Raw genomic sequence first — 16,001 nt, forward strand, 5'->3', positions numbered from 1 at the left:
TCAGACCCCGGTGCGTTCCCAGCCGCGCCGCTCCTCGCGCGTCCCGAGCTGACGGGTGTCACGCGAGCGGTAGACGATGTACGGCCGGAACAGGTACTGAATGGGCGCGCTGAACATGTGCACCAGCCGCGTGTACGGAATCAACGCGATCAACGCCATCCCGAACAGGATGTGCACCTGGAAAGTGACCGGAACGCCCTGCATCAGAGCGGGTTCCGGCTGTAGGGTCAGCACCCCGCGCGTCCACGGCGCGATGGTGGCACGGTAGTCGTAACCGGAACCGAGCGAGGCGTTGGCGAGCTTGGCCCACATTCCCATCAGCATGGCGGCCACCAGGAACACATACATGACCTTGTCGCCACGCGTGGTCGCCCGGTGCACGGCGGTGTTGCGGCGGCGACGGTAGATCAGCAGCCCGATCCCGACCACCGCCAGAATTCCGGCCGCGGTACCGCCGAAGAGCGAAAGCAGGTGGTAGGTATGGTCGCCCAGTCCCGCCGCGTCGGTCCAGGAGGCCGGGACGAGCAAACCCATGATGTGCCCGACGAACACGAACATGATGCCGTAGTGGAACATCGGCGACGCGACGCTGAGCAGCTTGGATTCGTGCAGCTCCGAGGAGCGGGTGGTCCAGCCGTACTTGTCGTAGCGGTACCGCCAGTACAGGCCCGCGACCAGCAGCCCGACGGTGATGTAGGGCAGTGCGCCCCAGAGGAATACGTTCATCGCCGGTCTCCGGTCGTGGTGAGGATGGGCAGCAGATCCAGGTGCCCGTAGGGTGCGACGCCGACTGTTTCGCTGCGTGGACCCGAGCGGGCCAGGGCGCGGGCGGCGGCCTGATCCTTCGGCGACGCGCCGGGCAGGGTGGCGCAGACCGCCTGCAGCACGTTCGCGTACGGGTCGTGCTGTTCGACGAGCGCCAGGCGCAGCAGTTCCAGGCCGGGGCGGTGCTCGACGAGCAGATCGATCGAGCCGGTGGCAGCGGCGAATTCGAGGATGGCGGGCAGGTAGTCGGGCAGTTCGCCGGTCTGCAACTCGAGGCCGTGGTCCCGGAACGCCTGTTTGATCGCGACCAGGGACTCACCGCGCCTGCGGGTGTCGCCGTCCATCCACCAGGTCAGGTGCAGGCAGTGGCGTTTGCGGAAGTCGAAGCAGGACACGTAGTTGCGGGCCAGCTCCGCCAGCTCGACCGAGGCGGCGTAGTCGAGGAACGGCCGCAGCTCCGGCGCGCATTCACGCAGCAGCGGAAGCCGTTCGAGGAAGTCGGCGTCGGGATAGTCGAGGCAGTGCGCGGCGGCCTGATACAGCGCCGGTCGGGTCGCCGCCATCACCGCTCCTGACCGGTCGACGCGGGATGCAACGATTCGATCGGGCTCAGCGGCAACGTCTTACGGCCGGGACTCGCCCATTCCGGACCGGCGCCGCCGAATCCGGGTCCGCCCTGGAAGTCGAGGCTGCATCCGTCGTCGAACGTCGCGTCCAGGGCCCGAGCCTCGCCGGTCGCCGCGGTCGGAACGACGTACCGGTCTTCGTATTTCGCGATGCCGAGCAGCCGGAACATGGCGGTGAGCTCCGCACCGGTCATGCCGACGGCGGCCGCGATCGACTCGTCCGGGGCGTCGCCGAGGTTGATGTCACGCTGATACGAGCGCATGGCGGCGAGCTTGGCCAGTGCCGCGCGCACCGGCACGACATCACCGGCGGTGAACAGTTCCGCGAGGTACTGCACCGGGATGCGCAGCGAATCGATCGCGCCGAAGAGGTTGCCGGCGTCCTCACCGTCGAACCCGGTCTCCGAGAGCGCGTCGACGACCGGCGACAGCGGTGGGATGTACCAGACCATCGGCATGGTCCGGTATTCCGGATGCAGCGGCAGCGCCACGCGGTACTTGCTGATCAGCGCGTGCACCGGGGAGCGGCGCGCGGCGGAGATCCATTCGGCGCTGATGCCCGCGAGTTCGGCGGCACGACGCACCTCGGGATCCTCCGGATCCAGGAAAGCATCCAATTGCGCTGCGTAGAGATCTTTTTCAGCCGCGGTCGCGGCCGCCGCGGCGACCTTGTCGGCGTCGTAGAGCAGCACACCCAGGTAGCGCATGCGTCCCACACAGGTCTCCGAGCACACGGTCGGTTGTCCGGCTTCGATGCGCGGGTAGCAGAAGGTGCACTTCTCGGCCTTGCCGGTGTGATGGTTGAAGAACACCTTCTTGTACGGGCAGCCCGTCACGCACATCCGCCAGCCGCGGCAGGCGTCCTGGTCGACCAGCACGATGCCGTCCTCGCTGCGCTTGTAGATCGCGCCGGACGGGCAGGAGGCGACGCAGGCCGGGTTGAGGCAGTGTTCGCAGACGCGCGGCAGATAGAACATGAACGTCTGCTCGAAGGTGAATTTGATGGCGTCGGAGACCTTTTCGCGGGTCTTGCGCACCATGGGGTCGTCGTCGCCGTGTTCGGTGGCGCCGCCGAGGTTGTCGTCCCAGTTGGCGCTCCACTGGATCGTCATCGGTTTGCCGGTGAGCGCCGAGTGGGCCTGCGCGACCGGATAGTCGTCGCCCAGTGGGGCTTCGGTCAGCATCCGGTAGTCGTAGGTCCAGGGTTCGTAGTAGTCGGCGAGTTGCGGCAGGGTCGGATTGGCGAACAGGGTGGCCAACTTGCGCAGCCTGCCACCGGCCTTGAGCTTCAGCCGTCCACGCCTGTCGAGTTCCCAACCGCCGCGCCACTTCTCCTGATCCTCGTGTGCGCGTGGGTATCCGAGGCCGGGACGGGTCTCGACATTGTTGAACCAGGCGTATTCCATGCCGGTGCGGTTGGTCCACACCTGCTTGCAGGTGACCGAGCAGGTGTGACAGCCGATGCACTTGTCGAGGTTCATCACCATCGCGATCTGGGCCATCGGTCTCATCAGAACTGCACCTCCTGTGCGCGGCGGCGAATGACCGTGACCTCGTCACGCTGGTTGCCGGTCGGACCGTAATAGTTGAAGCCCCAGCACAATTGGGCGTAGCCGCCGATGAGGTGGGTGGGTTTGAGCAGCAGCCGGGTCAGCGAATTGTGGATGCCGCCGCGCTTGCCGGTGGCCTCGGATTTCGGGACGTGCACGGTGCGTTCCTGCGCGTGGTTCATGTACACGGTGCCCTCGGGCATGCGGTGCGAGACGATGGCGCGCGCCACCACCACACCGTTGCGGTTGACCGCCTCGATCCAATCGTTGTCGGCGACACCGATCGCGGCCGCGTCCTGCGGCGACATCCAGACCACTTGTCCGCCACGGGTGAGCGAGAGCATGAACAGGTTGTCCTGGTACTGCGAGTGAATCGACCACTTGTTGTGCGGGGTCAGGTAGCGGACCGTCACCTGCCGGTCGCCGTCGGGGCCGAGCGCGAGCTCACCGAAGAGCCGGTGCATGTCCAGCGGCGGGCGGTACACCGGCAGTGCTTCGCCGAGTTCGTGCATCCAGTCGTGATCGATGAAGAAGTGCTGGCGGCCGGTCAGCGTGTGCCACGGCTTGAGGTGTTCGGTGTTGAGCGTGAACGCGGTGTAGCGGCGGCCACCGGACTCACTGCCCGACCACTCCGGCGAGGTGATGACCGGGACCGGAGCGGCCTGGGTGTCGGCGTAGGTGATGCGTTTGCCCTCGTGTTCGGAAGCCAGCTCGGCCATCGGCTGGCCGGTGCGCTGCTCGAGGGTGTGGAAGCCCTGGGTCGCCAAGCGGCCGTTGGTGGTTCCCGACAGCGCCAGGATGGTGTTGGCCGCCTTGACCGCGGTGTCCAGCCGGGGCCGGCCGTCGGCGGGACCACCGAGGACAGTGCCGTTGAGGGCTTTGAGCCGCTCGACCTCTTCGTCAGGTCGCAGCGCGATGCCCTTGACCGGCAGACCGAGTTCCTCGACCAGCGGGCCCAGCGCCTCGAATTTCGCTCCGACAGCGGTGTAGTCGCGTTCGACGACGGTCAGCGTGGGCAGCGTCTGTCCCGGGACCGCCGGGCAGTCGCCGTCGCGCCAGTCGGCGACCACGCCGCCGGGCTGCGCCATCTCACCGGGGGTGTCGTGCTGTAATGCGGTGGCGACCAGGTCTTTACGGACGCCGAGATGATCGGCGGCCAGTTCGCTGAACCGGTGCGCGATGGCCCTGAACGCTTCGAAGTCGGTGCGCGCCTGCCACGGCGGATCGATCGCCGGGGTGAAGGAGTGCACGAACGGGTGCATGTCGGTGGACGACAGGTCGTGCTTCTCGTACCAGGTGGCGGCGGGCAGCGTGATGTCCGAGAGCATGGTCGAGGACGTCATCCGGAAGTCCATGGAGACAAGCAGATCCAGCTTGCCCTCGGGGGCGTCCTCGTGCCAGGTGATGTCGCGGGGTCGCGCGTTCTCCGGTGCCTCGGCGGCCGACACCGATGAGTGCGTGCCCAGCAGGTGCTTGCTGAAGTACTCCGCGCCCTTGGCCGAGGAGCCGAGCAGGTTGGCGCGCCACAGCGTCAGCACGCGCGGCCAGTTCTCCGGCGCGTCGGGATCTTCCCACGCGAATTTCATTTCGCCGGAACGGATCTGCTCGGTCGCGGCGGCCACCGGATCGTCGGCGTCGGCGAGGTCGAGGGGGTTGCGGTCGAAGGTCGGGTACGACGGGGTCCAGCCCAGGCGCGCCGATTGAGCGAGGCAGTCCATGGCGGTCATGCCCGCGAAGCGGCCTTCGCCCAGCGGGGAGGCCAGCACGTCGGCGTCGAACTGGTCGTAGCGCCACTGGTCGGTGTGCACGAACCAGTAACCCGCGCCGATCATTTGACGCGGTGGGCGGACCCAGTCGGTCGCACCCGCGAGGGTGGACCAGCCGGTGAACGGGCGCACCTTCTCCTGGCCGACATAATGACCCCAGCCGCCGCCGTTGCGCCCCTGACAGCCGGTCAGTTGCAACAGGGCGAGGAAGGCGCGGTAGATGGTTTCGGAGTGGAACCAGTGGTTGGTGCCCGCGCCCATCAGGATCATGCAGCGGCCCTGGGACTTCTCGGCGGTGGTCGCGAATTCGCGGGCGATCTTCACGCAGGTCGCGGCGGGCACCGAGGTGTGCGATTCCTGCCAGGCCGGGGTGCCCGGGGAATCGGCGTCGTCGTAACCGCTGGGCCACTCGCCGGGCAGTCCTTCGCGTTCGACGCCGTACTGGGCGAGCAGCAGATCGAAGACGGTGGTGACCAGCGGTCCGCCGGAGCCCATGCGCCGCACCGGGACTCCGCGGGCGATGGTGCTCCCCCGGCCCTGACCGTGCACGCCGCCCTCGGTGTCGAAGCGCGGCAGCAGCACTGGCACGGACGCCGAATCATTTTGGTGCAGCGACAGTTTCGGCTCGATGCCGTCGAGGTCGAGGTTCCACTTGCCCTTGCCGGAGTCCGACCAGCGGAAGCCCAGCGAACCGCCCGGGATGGCTGGTGCGTCGGTGTTCTCGTCCAGCACAACGGTTTTCCACTCCGCGCCCTCCTCGGTATCGCCGAGGTCGGCGGCACGCAGGAACTTGTGCGGCACGTACGCACCGTCTCGCTCGCTGAGGGTCACCAGGAACGGCAGGTCGGTGAAGCGTTTGACGTAGTCGGTGAAGAACGGGACCTGACGGTCGATGAAGAACTCGCGCAGGATCACCTGCCCCATGGCCAGGGCCAGCGCGCCGTCGGTGCCCGGGTGCGGATGCAGCCATTCGTCGGCGAATTTGGCGTTGTCGGCGTAGTCGGGGGCGACGGCGACCACCTTCTGGCCGCGGTAACGCGCCTCGGTCATCCAGTGCGCGTCGGGAGTGCGGGTGACGGGAACGTTGGAGCCCCACATGATGAGATATGCGGCGTCCCACCAGTCTCCGGACTCCGGGACGTCGGTCTGATCGCCGAACACCTGCGGCGACGCGATCGGCAGATCGGCGTACCAGTCGTAGAACGACAGCATCGGCGCGCCGATCAAACCCATGAACCGCGCGCCCGCCGCATGCGACACCATCGACATCGCCGGAATCGGCGAGAAGCCCGCGATGCGATCCGGGCCGTACTCCTTGATGGTGTGCACGTGCGCCGCCGAAATGATCTCGACGACCTCGTCCCAGGTGGCGCGCACCAAGCCGCCCTTGCCCCTGGCCTGCTGGTAGCGGCGACGGCGCTCGGGATCGTTCTGGAGGTCGGCCCAGGCCAGCACGGGATCTCCGGTGCGGCGCTTGGCTTCCCGGTACATCTCCAGCAGGACGCCACGAATGTACGGATACCGCACACGGGTCGGCGAATACGTGTACCAGGAGAAGGCCGCGCCGCGCGGGCAGCCGCGCGGCTCGTACTCGGGGCTGTCGGGCCCGACCGAGGGATAGTCGGTGGCCTGGGTCTCCCAGGTGATGATGCCGTCCTTGACGTACACCTTCCACCGGCACGAGCCGGTGCAGTTCACCCCGTGCGTCGAGTGCACCACCTTGTCGTGACTCCACCGATCCCGATAGAACCTGTCGCCCTCGCGCCCGCCCTCATGACGGATGCTGCGCAGATCTTCGGACACTTCGGCACGCCGGAGGAATTTCCCGGTCCGCAGCAGAAGTGCGTCGGCTTCGGTCATCATCTCGTCCTGTCTTCCCGGGAACTCGCGGCACAGCGGTCGAATTGATCGTGCTATCGAATTTTGCCTTTTGCAAATCCGCTATACCAGAGCTGAATATTGAACCGCTGATTACAGTTCGACTCGAAGTAATTTGCGTCACTTAACCCAGCTGGGAGAGTATGCCCCGGTCACAGCCACATCCGAAGGGACATTTGTCCCTGGATCGAGGATTCTCCATCGCCTAGAATTCGATCCGTGACTATCTCCTCGAACAAGCCGGATATCACCGGCCGCGACGATCTCGAGGCATTGCTGCGCCGCTTCTATGTAGCAGCATTCACCGATTCACTGATCGGACCCTATTTCACCGAGATCGCCCGCACCGATCTCGAGATCCACATCCCGCGCATCACCGACTTCTGGGAACGCGCCCTGTTCCGCACCGCCGAATACCGCCGCAACGCCTTCGCCCCGCACGCGAAACTGCACGCCGCGATCCCGATGCGGGCCGACCATTTCGGCCGCTGGGTCCAACTGTGGCGAGCCGCCGTCGACGGCCGCTACGCGGGCCCCAACGCCGAGCGCGCCAAGGCCGTCGGCGAACGCATCGCCATCTCGATGTTCCGCCGCCTCAACGGCCCCGAAGCCACCACCACCGGCGACGGCCCCGGCTTCGTCGCCCTGGCAGCCGTCGGCCTGCGCGTCGCCTGACCCGAACGATCAGCTACCGGTGGCCAACCCCGTCACCGCGAGCAGTAGCGCACCCAGGAAGGCAAGTCCGAATCCGGCCACGACGGCCAGCGCCAGGCCGCGAATCAGCCTCGGCCCCACGGTTCGTGCACTGTAGTAGCCCGCGGCCGCGCCGAGCAGGAACAGTACCGGGCCCTCGCCCATGACCAGGTAGTACACCGAGGCCAGGCCCGCGTTGCCCGCTTCGGCGAGGCCGGTTGCGAAGTCGCCGAACGGGATCGGGAAGCGGTAGAGCAAGTCCAGCAGTGCCGCGGCGACCGGGGCCCACAGCACTGCGGCGATGCCGCCCCACGCCGCGACCGCCCAGCCGACCACCCCGGTGCCCTGATCGTGCTCGATGCTCATGTCCGTCCGTTCTCCGATTCCGCGTAGCTGAATCGTAGAGTCGGGGCGCGCGGGCGCTCTCGCGGCGAGGTGTCACCGGCGGGTCACACCCCGCCGATCTCCTCCGCCAGGGTGATCGAATCCTCTTGCGGCAGCCCCGACATCATCACCGGGTAACGCACCAGGCGGGCGCTGGTGAAGGTGAGGTCACGCACATGGGTGAAGTCCGACCACAGCAGTCGGCCGCCGCGCAGTGCCCGCATCGGGCGGACGCGTCGGCGCACCTTCTCGAGTTCGGCGTCGGTGGCCGGGCGGCGCGGTCCGGCGGTGCCGTAGAGGCGCACACCGGGCGGGGTGGCGAAGCGGCCGGTCAGCAGGGAGCGGAACCAGTACAGGGATCCGCTGTCGACCGACATCAGGCAGACGCGCGGGTCGGCGTCGAGGTTGCGGCGCAGTCCGGTGGCGTACTGGTCGAAGTAGAAGCCGCTGCGGTCGTCACGGAAGAACACCGTGCCCACCGGAGTGATGCTCGGGCCGCCGACGGGATCCAGTGATCCGATCGCGAAATGCCCCGTGCTGCTGCGGCCTCGGTCCAGCAACTGCCGGATCCGGGCCCATTCGACGTCGCTGTCCATGTCAGTGCTCCGTGGTCGAGATCGTCAGCGCGGATCGAGGACGATGATCGGGATGCGGCGGGTTCCGGCATTGGTGCGGTAGGTCTCGAAGGCCGGGAAGGCGGCCGCGAAGCCGGGCCACAGCCGCTCCCATTCGGCGTCGCTCGCCACTCGCGCACGGACGGAACGGGTTTCGGAGCCCAGTCGGATCGTCGTGTCGGGATTGGCGCGCAGGTTGTAGAACCAGGCCGGGTTGTCGGGCTGTCCAGCCTTCGAAGCCGCCACCGCGAGTACACCATCGACCTGCTGGAAGATGACCGGCGAGGTCCGCTGTATCCCGCTCTTCGCTCCGACGTGGTCGAGCAGCAGGATCCGCGCCCGCGGCCAGCCGGTGACACTCGCCCCGAGCCGACCGTTCGACCATCGGTACAGGGCCGCATGGATTTTCGTCGATCTGCGCCCCAGATAGATGCCGCGCCGATTGATCCGATCCGAGGCCGACAAAACCAATCCCCCAAGAGTCCCCATAGCGCCATTAGATACGAAACGTGCCCGGCGCGCACACTCTTCGGCGGACGTCAGGCTTCGGTGATCTTGTCGGCGAGGGCGCGCAGCGCGTGCAGCTGCTCGCAGTAGTGGTCGGCCGAGGTGGCGCTGATTCGGCAGGTCGCGAGCGTCGCACCGGTGGATTGCAGTCGCCGCACGGCGGATTCGCTGCCGTCCGGGTCGCCGAGCGGGTCCAGCGCGTGCGCCGGAGACAGGATCACGTCGAAACCGGCGGGCAGTTCCGCGCGGCTCAGCATGTCCGTCAGTTGATCCGGGTGCAGCCCGAACGGCATCCAACCGTCACCGAGTTCCAGCGCCCGCCGCAGCGAACGCCCGGTGCGGCCGCCGACCCAGAGCGGAACACTGTCCCGCTGCGCGGCCGGGGACACCAGCATCCCGTCTACCTCGGATTGCCCCCACGCGGCACGCAATTCGCGCATCCGCACATCGGTGACCGCGCCCCGGTCGTCCCACGGCGCGTCCAGCAGGTCGAATTCCTCACGCAGCGAACCGACCCCGACCCCGAGCACCACCCGGCCGCCACTGAGCCGATCCAGGGTGCCGTAGCGCTTCACGATCTCCAGCGGGTGGTGATACGGCAGCACGAGCACCGAGGTGACCAGGCGGATCGCGCGGGTGCGGGCGGCCAGGAACGACAGGGTGGCCAGCGGATCCCAGTAGGTGCCGCCGCGAATCGCCGCGACCTCGACCGGGACGACCACGTGTTCGGAGCAGGTGAGGTGGTCGAATCCCAGCTCGTCCGCACAGGCCGCGATCGCCCCCAGCTCGTCCGGTCCGGCCGTGGCCTCCCACGCCGAGGTGAGCCCGGGGACCGCGGTGACCACGGGGGTCGACAAACCGATGCGCATCCCAGCAGTTATACGCACCCCGGCAGCGGCGGATTCCGACAGGCCACGCAAACGGCCCATCCCGGTCAGTGTCGACGGGTGGGGTCGTTGCGGTCTTATCCGCTAGGTTCGAAGGGATGGACGGCCTACCGCGCGCGACGCTGATCACCATCGGCGAATTGGCGCGCACGACAGGGCTTCCGGTGCGGACGATCCGGTTCTACTGCGACGAAGGGATTTTGGCGGCGTCCCGCAGTCCCGGTGGGCATCGTCTATTCGATGCCGACGCCGCGACGGCATGTCTCACGCAGGTCCGCCGCCTGCGCGCGCTCGGCCTCGGCCTGCCGTCGATTGTCGAAGTGCTACAGGGGGAATGCTCACTCGCCGAGGCGGTCGCCGCCGAAAGCGCCCGGCTGGACATCGAATTCCGGTCGCTGGCCTGGCGGCGCGCCTCACTGCGCGCACTCGAAGCCGCCCCACCGGCCGATCGTGCGGATCGACTCTGCCTACTGGCCGGAGCGCAGGACACCCACGCCGCGCGGGACGGCCTCATCCGCTTCTGGCGACGAGTTCTCCCGGCCTTGAAGCCCCTCGACTTCGAGACTTTCGTCTGCGGCACCATTCCCGAACCGCCCGTCGACCCCACCGTCGACGAGGTCCTCGCGTACGCCGAACTGACCGATCTCGTCACCGATCCCAGCCTCTACGGTGCAGTGGCACAACAGATCTGGCGCGCGGATTCGCAGACCATCCGCGACCGGCGCGACCTGTTCTTCGCCGTCGGCGACATCCTGATGGACGTGGTTCCCTTGGCCGCCGCAGGCGTCGAACCGCACGCGAACCCGCTGCTGGACCGGTTCGTCTCCGCACACGCCACAGCCCGTCGCGAACGCGACACCCCCGAGTTCCGAAACCAACTGCGCTGCGGCGCAACCGATTCCGATCCAAGGATTCAACGCTACTGGGCGCTCACCTCCGACCTGCTGGACATGCCCGTCACTGTCGGGCAGGCGCACGGCTGGCTCTACACCGCGCTGACCCGCTCCGATGAGCCGGTCTCCACCGCACCGGAAGGGCTGTCGCCGCGACAAGGCTGTCGCGACAAGCCCGTTCAGCCCTGAGCGCCGAGCTCCATCCACCGCGTCGGTTCGGCGAGCGGCGCGAATCCGAGGTCGGCGTACACGCTGTGCGCATCGAGAGTCGCCAGCAGGATGCGCTTGAGCTGGTAGGGCGCGAGGTGGTCGCGAACGGCGGCGACCAGCCGGTGACCGAGCCCGATCCCCCGATGTCCGCGATCGACGTAGACGTCGCACAGCCACGCGAAGGTCGCCAGGTCGGTGACCACGCGGGCGAAGGCGACCTGCTCGCCGTCGCGGTCGTAGACCCCGAAGCTCAGCGAGCCCTGGACGGCGCGCTGCACGACGTCCAGTTCACGTCCCAGTGCCCAGTACGCGTCGGTTGACAGCCAGTGGTGGACCCGGGCCACGTCGATTCGCCCGCTGTCGGCGTCGATCTCGTACCCGTCTTCGTCGTGCGAAAGCATTGCCAAATGGTAATGACGACCGAACAGTTCACTGCGGCGGCCCGGCTCTCACCGGGTGCCCGTCCGGGCTAGGCGAAGGCCGCCCGGTTGGCGATGAGCGGTACCAGCTGCTCCGCGGCCGTCCGTGCGCCGTGGTGACCCAGCAGTGTCGACTCGAACGCCTCCGTCGTCGGCCGCACCAGAATGCTGTTGCCCTCCGCCACCGCGATGACGTCGCCGATGCGCCGGGTGATCACCGAGTCCGGTGGCGTCGGACCGAACCAGTGCTCATCCAGGGCCTGCTCACGGGTGACAACGGTTGCGTGCGTGGACAATTCACCGGCCCACGCGGCATGCACGGCGGCGAGGGCGTCCGGGTGCTCCAGGTAGACGTGGCGCACCCGCGCCTCACCGGCGATCAACCGCACGTCGCGCCGCAGCTCGGCCCGGGATTCGAGGTCGATGACGGTATCGGCCCGGATCATCCCGTGGTCGCCGGTGATGAGCAGCGTGCAGGTGGCGGGCAGCTCGGACAGCAGGTCGGCGACGAAGGCGTCCACGGCGCGCAGCACGGCCAGCCACTCCGGCGATTCGGGGCCGTACACGTGACCATTGGCGTCGAGGTCGGCGAAGTACGCGTAGGCGAATCGCGATCCGGTGCCGGAATGCCTTGCGACGGTGAGAATCCCGTCCCGTACCTCGTCCAGCGTCGCCGCCGGATGCACGATGCCGGTCGCCCGGAACGCCGCCCGCGTGAGCCCGGAATCCCGCTGATAGCCGGGAATCACATAGTGGATCTCCACCCCGCGCGCCGCGAATTCCTGCAATCGGCTGGGCTGCCGCTGCACGGTTTCCGGCGGGTAGGCCGCGAGCGCGTTCTCCCCTTCGGCCGTATCCAGCCGCCACCGCAGCGAATTCAACGACCGCAGCCCGTCCCCGTCCGGCACCGCGAACGTGTACCCGACGATCCCGTGCGTCGCGCACGGCGCACCCACCGCGAGGCTGGTGAGGCTGGTCGCGGTGGTCGCCGGGAATCCCGCGACCAGCGTATCGACCACGTGCCCCGCCAGCGTCGGCGCGGTTTCCCGGTGCCGCGCAACGAGTTCCGCCCCCAGTCCGTCGATCACCAGCACCACGACGTCGCGGTTACCCGCCAGGCCGAGCGGATTGGCTTCCGCCGACCCGAAGGTCGCTCCGACGGCGGGCAGGATATCGGCGAGCGTCTTCACCGCGAGCCCTCCAATTCGCGACCGAACACGTGGGAGCGGGTGCTGGTGTAGCCGAACAGCAGAATCATCAGCAGATAGAGGATCAGGGCGAGGATCGGCACGGCGAGGCCGATGGCCGCGATGACGTCGAACACCACGAACCCGATCACGGCCTGCTTGCTCTCGAGCCGCGCGAACTCCGCGTCGTATCCGGGCTCGAACAGATCCGGGTTGCGGCGCAACGCCATCCACATCACGAACCACGCCGCGGTCTGCCACGACGCCACCACCCCGTAGAAGGCGACCGCCACCCGGGCGTTCGGTCCCCCGTCCTCGAGGTGATGCGCCAGCACGGTGGTCGGGAACGGCAGGAAGGCGACCGCCAAGAGCAGCAGCAGATTTCCGACGTGCAGCAGCCCGTCCATGCGCCGGATGCGCCCGAAGAACCGGTGATGGCACAGCCAGATCACGCCGATGGTGAGAAACGATGCCGCATAGGCGAAGTAGCTGGGCCACAGGTGACCCAGGTCGTGGAGCAGATTCCCACCCTCGGTGTCCGGCAGGTGGATCTCGATGACGAGCAGGGTGATGGCGATGGCCATGACCCCGTCACTGAAGGCTTCGACGCGAGCGGTATCGGACGGCTCCGACCGGCGCTCGGATGACACAACATTGCGGGAGAACACGATCGAATTATGGGCCTCCCGGCCTCCCGGTTCCGGCTAGTCGCGATCCGGCTCAATCGTTTTCGGCCGGGATCGCGCGTTCCACGATGGTGTGCACCAGTTCAGCGGCCTGTTTCTCGTCGAAGATGTCGGGCAGCGTGAGGCGGTCGAGGATCAGCCAGTTCAGTGCGAGATAGAGGATGACCGGCGTGCGCTCGTCGCCGGGCATGCCGTACTCGACGTGATTGCGGACGTTGAAATCCAGGTCCGCGCGGACGCGGGCGGTGAGCAGGGCCTGCAATTCGGGGCGGCGGGTGGCTTCCAGCCGCAGTTCCAGGATCGCCAGGTATCCGCTGCGGAACCGCGTGACGCGCTCGACCACCTCGGTCATGAGTTCGGTGACGGTCTCCCGCGAGCGCAGTGCGTGCAGTTTGGTCATGGCCTCGGGTCCGGGCACCAGCCGCTCGTAGTACCGGTTGCCGACCTGTACGAGCAGTTGATCGCGGTTGGGGAAGTAGTTCGAGGTGGTGCCCGTTGGCACCTGCGCCTCCTTGTCGACCGCGCGAAAGGTCAAGCCGCGAGCGCCTTCTCGGGCCAGGACCTCGATCGATGCGTCCAGCAACGCCTGCCGTCGTTCCGGGTTCGTACGGACCACTTGACACCACTCCATTTGTAGTACTACGGTTCAAATCACTTCGCACAGAGTACTACAGATGAGGCGGTCGAAAATGCGAAAGCTCACCTACTTCGCGGCGGTTTCCATCGACGGCTACATCGCGGGTCCGCGGGGCGAATTCGACTTCTATCCGCTCGGCGAGGACCAGATCGCCTGGGTCAACGAGAACTACCCGGACTCGGTCCCGGTGCACGTCCGCGACTACTTCGGGATGCCGCGTGACATCCCGAACAAGCACTGGGACACCGTGCTCATGGGCCGCGGCAGCTACGAACCCGGCCTCACCGTCGGCGTCGCCAACCCCTACCCGCACCTGAAGCAGTACGTCTTCTCCCGCACACTGGCCGCGGCCGACTGCCTCGACGTCGAGATCGTCGACACCGACCCGGTAGCCCTGGTCCAGCAGCTGAAGAAGGAAGCCGGCCTGGACATCTGGCTGTGCGGCGGCGGCAACCTGGCCACGCAGCTCCTCGGCGAGATCGACCACCTGATCATCAAGAGCTACCCGGTGGTCGCGGGCGGCGGCATCCCCCTGTTCGGCGCCAACTTCCAGCCCACCCGGTTCCGGGTCACCGAGCGACGCCAGTTCGACAACGGCACCCAGATGAGCTGGTTCGACCGCGCCTGATCGGCGCACCGAAAATGGGCCCCGGGTTCGCGGCGGACCCGGGGGATGACGAAAAGTGTTGAGCCGAGACCGGAAACGGTCGAATACGAGAGGTGTGCAATGACCGAGGTGATCATCGTGGGTGCGGGCCCGACCGGGCTGATGCTGGCCGCGGAACTGCGGCTGGCCGGGGTGCGGCCGCTGCTGCTGGAACGGCAGCCGCGGCCCCGGGACACCCCGAAGGCGGGCGGGATCGGCGGCCAGATCCTGGAGCTGCTGCGCTACCGCGGTGTGCTGCAACGCTTCCAGGACGCGTGCACGGATCCGATTCCGGCGCCGCGCTTTCCGTTCGGCGGGGTACACGTGGACCTCACCCGGTTCGAGGACAGCCCCATGCACGCGCTGCCACTGCCCCAGCAGCAGCTGGAGCGGGTGCTGGGCGAGTGGACCGAGGAGCTCGGCGTCGAGATCCGGCGCGGGCACCGGGTGGTGGGCCTCAGCCAGGACGCCGAGGCGGTGACCCTCGACGTCGAGGGTCCCGACGGTGCCTATCAGGTGGCCGCCCGCTACGTGGTGGGCTGCGACGGCGCCCGCAGCCGGGTGCGCGAACTGGCCGGAATCCCGTTCTCCGGCACCGTCTATCCGGAGGTGAACCGGCTCGCGGCGATCACCGTCCCCGACTCGGTGAACCGCCACGACAACGGCGACCTCGAGCTACCCGGCTTCGGCACCCTGCACGCGGGCTTCACCCGCACCGAGCGCGGCCTGTTCGGCATGGGCGTCTCCCCCACCTCGGACGTGTTGTCCGTCTACACGATCGAGGACGAGGACACCGAATACGACGACGACATCCCGCTGACAGTCACCGAATTGCAGGACAGCATCCGCCGCGTCCTGGGCGCGGACCTGCCGGTGGCACACACCCACCGCCTGTCCCGCTTCACCTTCAAGGCCCGCCACGCCGAACGCTATCGCGACGGCCGCGTCCTACTCGCCGGCGATGCCGCCCACCTCTTCCCCGCCACCGGCGTCGCCCTCAACGCGGGCATGCTCGACGCGGTCAACCTGGCCTGGAAACTCGCCGCCGACCTCAACGGTCACGCACCCGCCGACCTGCTCGACACCTACCACGACGAACGCCATTTCGCGGGCGCCCGCACGATGATGCACACCCAGGCCCAGGTGGCCCTGCGCCGCGCCCACGACCCCGCCGCCGAGGCCCTGCGCACCCTCTTCCAGGAACTCCTCACCGACGACCAGCCCCTACGCCGGGTAGGTGCCCTAATCGGAGGCACCGACCTCCGCTACCCCTTCCCCAACCCCGGCAACCACCCCCTGACCGGCACCCTCGCCCCCAACCTCACCCTCCACACCGGCACCGGCCGAATCGAGCTGGCCGACCTCCTCCACCCCGCGCGCCCGTTCCTCCTTCTACTGTCCGACCGCACGGACCTGGAGGTCATCGCCCGAGAGTCGCACCCCCACTTCGATATCCACACCGCGAAGCTCGAAAACCGCCCGGCCGACGCCCTTCTCATCCGCCCCGACGGCCACATCGCCTGGGCCGCAACCCTCGACGAGCCCGCGGAAACCACCGCATCCGGCCTCCGCGCAGCCCTGCAACTCTGGTTCGGAACACCCCGCGTGTCCTGACCCACTCCGAGTCCCCGACGCGCTGGCCGACCCGCCCGA

16 protein-coding genes are annotated in these 16,001 nt (G+C 67.8%); 4 read left to right on the top strand and 12 right to left on the bottom strand.

Going from position 1 to position 16,001, the window contains the following annotated elements; all coding sequences use genetic code 11:
* The 4 genes from narI to OG300_RS15965 are packed head-to-tail and all read right to left on the bottom strand — an operon-like array spanning position 1 to position 6,567.
* Positions 1 to 726, bottom strand: a complete 726-nt coding sequence (gene narI, locus OG300_RS15950; RefSeq protein WP_405496632.1) for a respiratory nitrate reductase subunit gamma — start codon at positions 724 to 726, stop codon at positions 1 to 3.
* Positions 723 to 1,328 (bottom strand): nitrate reductase molybdenum cofactor assembly chaperone, encoded by a 606-nt coding sequence (gene narJ, locus OG300_RS15955; protein WP_405496634.1) that lies wholly within the window; start codon positions 1,326 to 1,328, stop codon positions 723 to 725. The genes narI and narJ overlap by 4 nt, the downstream gene beginning before the upstream one ends.
* Entirely contained in the window at positions 1,328 to 2,902 is a 1,575-nt protein-coding gene (narH, locus tag OG300_RS15960) for a nitrate reductase subunit beta (RefSeq protein ID WP_405496635.1), read from the bottom strand. The genes narJ and narH overlap by 1 nt, the downstream gene beginning before the upstream one ends.
* On the bottom strand, positions 2,902 to 6,567 hold the full coding sequence (locus tag OG300_RS15965; protein ID WP_405496637.1) for a nitrate reductase subunit alpha: 3,666 nt from the start codon (positions 6,565 to 6,567) through the stop codon (positions 2,902 to 2,904). Before OG300_RS15965 ends, narH begins: the two co-directional genes overlap by 1 nt.
* Positions 6,568 to 6,804: 237 nt before the next feature.
* On the opposite strand from OG300_RS15965, the gene OG300_RS15970 reads away from it, so the two are divergent.
* Positions 6,805 to 7,260: a group III truncated hemoglobin gene (locus OG300_RS15970; protein WP_405496639.1), complete on the top strand. Its 456-nt coding sequence runs from the start codon at positions 6,805 to 6,807 to the stop codon at positions 7,258 to 7,260.
* A gap of 9 nt (positions 7,261 to 7,269) precedes the next feature.
* Here the strand turns inward: OG300_RS15970 and OG300_RS15975 are convergent, their stop codons facing one another.
* The 4 genes from OG300_RS15975 to OG300_RS15990 all read right to left on the bottom strand — a co-directional run bounded on the left by OG300_RS15975 (position 7,270) and on the right by OG300_RS15990 (position 9,652).
* Positions 7,270 to 7,644, bottom strand: coding sequence for a hypothetical protein (locus OG300_RS15975; RefSeq protein WP_405496641.1), 375 nt, complete (start codon positions 7,642 to 7,644; stop codon positions 7,270 to 7,272).
* An 83-nt stretch (positions 7,645 to 7,727) separates the two neighbouring features.
* Positions 7,728 to 8,258 carry a pyridoxamine 5'-phosphate oxidase family protein gene (locus tag OG300_RS15980; protein ID WP_405496643.1) on the bottom strand — a complete coding sequence of 177 codons (531 nt, stop codon included), beginning with the start codon at positions 8,256 to 8,258 and terminating at the stop codon, positions 7,728 to 7,730.
* Between the two features lie 24 nt (positions 8,259 to 8,282).
* Positions 8,283 to 8,765: a nitroreductase/quinone reductase family protein gene (locus OG300_RS15985; protein ID WP_405496645.1), complete on the bottom strand. Its 483-nt coding sequence runs from the start codon at positions 8,763 to 8,765 to the stop codon at positions 8,283 to 8,285.
* A gap of 50 nt (positions 8,766 to 8,815) precedes the next feature.
* Positions 8,816 to 9,652, bottom strand: coding sequence for a TIGR03619 family F420-dependent LLM class oxidoreductase (locus OG300_RS15990; protein WP_405496647.1), 837 nt, complete (start codon positions 9,650 to 9,652; stop codon positions 8,816 to 8,818).
* A 116-nt stretch (positions 9,653 to 9,768) separates the two neighbouring features.
* Here OG300_RS15990 and OG300_RS15995 point away from each other — a divergent pair, with 116 nt between their 5' ends.
* Positions 9,769 to 10,752 (top strand): MerR family transcriptional regulator, encoded by a 984-nt coding sequence (locus OG300_RS15995; protein ID WP_405496649.1) that lies wholly within the window; start codon positions 9,769 to 9,771, stop codon positions 10,750 to 10,752.
* On the opposite strand, the gene OG300_RS16000 is transcribed toward OG300_RS15995, so the two are convergent.
* From OG300_RS16000 to OG300_RS16015, 4 genes are all read right to left on the bottom strand, one after another.
* Positions 10,743 to 11,174 carry a GNAT family N-acetyltransferase gene (locus OG300_RS16000; protein ID WP_405496651.1) on the bottom strand — a complete coding sequence of 144 codons (432 nt, stop codon included), beginning with the start codon at positions 11,172 to 11,174 and terminating at the stop codon, positions 10,743 to 10,745. The two genes, OG300_RS15995 and OG300_RS16000, sit on opposite strands and share 10 nt — an antisense overlap.
* A gap of 68 nt (positions 11,175 to 11,242) precedes the next feature.
* Positions 11,243 to 12,382, bottom strand: a complete 1,140-nt coding sequence (locus OG300_RS16005) for an alkaline phosphatase family protein (RefSeq protein ID WP_405496653.1) — start codon at positions 12,380 to 12,382, stop codon at positions 11,243 to 11,245.
* Entirely contained in the window at positions 12,379 to 13,047 is a 669-nt protein-coding gene (locus OG300_RS16010; protein ID WP_405496655.1) for a TMEM175 family protein, read from the bottom strand. The genes OG300_RS16005 and OG300_RS16010 overlap by 4 nt, the downstream gene beginning before the upstream one ends.
* A 52-nt stretch (positions 13,048 to 13,099) precedes the next feature.
* Positions 13,100 to 13,681 (bottom strand): TetR/AcrR family transcriptional regulator, encoded by a 582-nt coding sequence (locus OG300_RS16015; RefSeq protein ID WP_405496657.1) that lies wholly within the window; start codon positions 13,679 to 13,681, stop codon positions 13,100 to 13,102.
* A gap of 73 nt (positions 13,682 to 13,754) precedes the next feature.
* On the opposite strand from OG300_RS16015, the gene OG300_RS16020 reads away from it, so the two are divergent.
* Positions 13,755 to 14,330, top strand: a complete 576-nt coding sequence (locus OG300_RS16020) for a dihydrofolate reductase family protein (RefSeq protein ID WP_405498571.1) — start codon at positions 13,755 to 13,757, stop codon at positions 14,328 to 14,330.
* 99 nt (positions 14,331 to 14,429) lie between these two features.
* Positions 14,430 to 15,962: an FAD-dependent monooxygenase gene (locus tag OG300_RS16025; RefSeq protein WP_405496659.1), complete on the top strand. Its 1,533-nt coding sequence runs from the start codon at positions 14,430 to 14,432 to the stop codon at positions 15,960 to 15,962.
* Positions 15,963 to 16,001 lie beyond the last annotated feature (39 nt).

This window comes from Nocardia sp. NBC_00511 (assembly GCF_045161165.1).
Taxonomy (GTDB): Bacteria; Actinomycetota; Actinomycetes; order Mycobacteriales; family Mycobacteriaceae; genus Nocardia.

Bases quoted from the DNA above. Each gene is read 5' to 3' on its own strand.
- narI (WP_405496632.1), bottom strand. From the start codon at position 726: ATGAACGTATTCCTCTGGGGCGCACTGCCCTACATCACCGTCGGGCTG.
- OG300_RS16000 (WP_405496651.1), bottom strand. From the start codon at position 11,174: ATGCTTTCGCACGACGAAGACGGGTACGAGATCGACGCCGACAGCGGG.
- OG300_RS15995 (WP_405496649.1), top strand. From the start codon at position 9,769: ATGGACGGCCTACCGCGCGCGACGCTGATCACCATCGGCGAATTGGCG.
- narH (WP_405496635.1), bottom strand. From the start codon at position 2,902: ATGAGACCGATGGCCCAGATCGCGATGGTGATGAACCTCGACAAGTGC.
- OG300_RS16025 (WP_405496659.1), top strand. From the start codon at position 14,430: ATGACCGAGGTGATCATCGTGGGTGCGGGCCCGACCGGGCTGATGCTG.
- OG300_RS15985 (WP_405496645.1), bottom strand. From the start codon at position 8,765: ATGGGGACTCTTGGGGGATTGGTTTTGTCGGCCTCGGATCGGATCAAT.
- OG300_RS16020 (WP_405498571.1), top strand. From the start codon at position 13,755: ATGCGAAAGCTCACCTACTTCGCGGCGGTTTCCATCGACGGCTACATC.
- OG300_RS15990 (WP_405496647.1), bottom strand. From the start codon at position 9,652: ATGCGCATCGGTTTGTCGACCCCCGTGGTCACCGCGGTCCCCGGGCTC.
- narJ (WP_405496634.1), bottom strand. From the start codon at position 1,328: ATGGCGGCGACCCGACCGGCGCTGTATCAGGCCGCCGCGCACTGCCTC.
- OG300_RS15975 (WP_405496641.1), bottom strand. From the start codon at position 7,644: ATGAGCATCGAGCACGATCAGGGCACCGGGGTGGTCGGCTGGGCGGTC.
- OG300_RS15965 (WP_405496637.1), bottom strand. From the start codon at position 6,567: ATGACCGAAGCCGACGCACTTCTGCTGCGGACCGGGAAATTCCTCCGG.
- OG300_RS15980 (WP_405496643.1), bottom strand. From the start codon at position 8,258: ATGGACAGCGACGTCGAATGGGCCCGGATCCGGCAGTTGCTGGACCGA.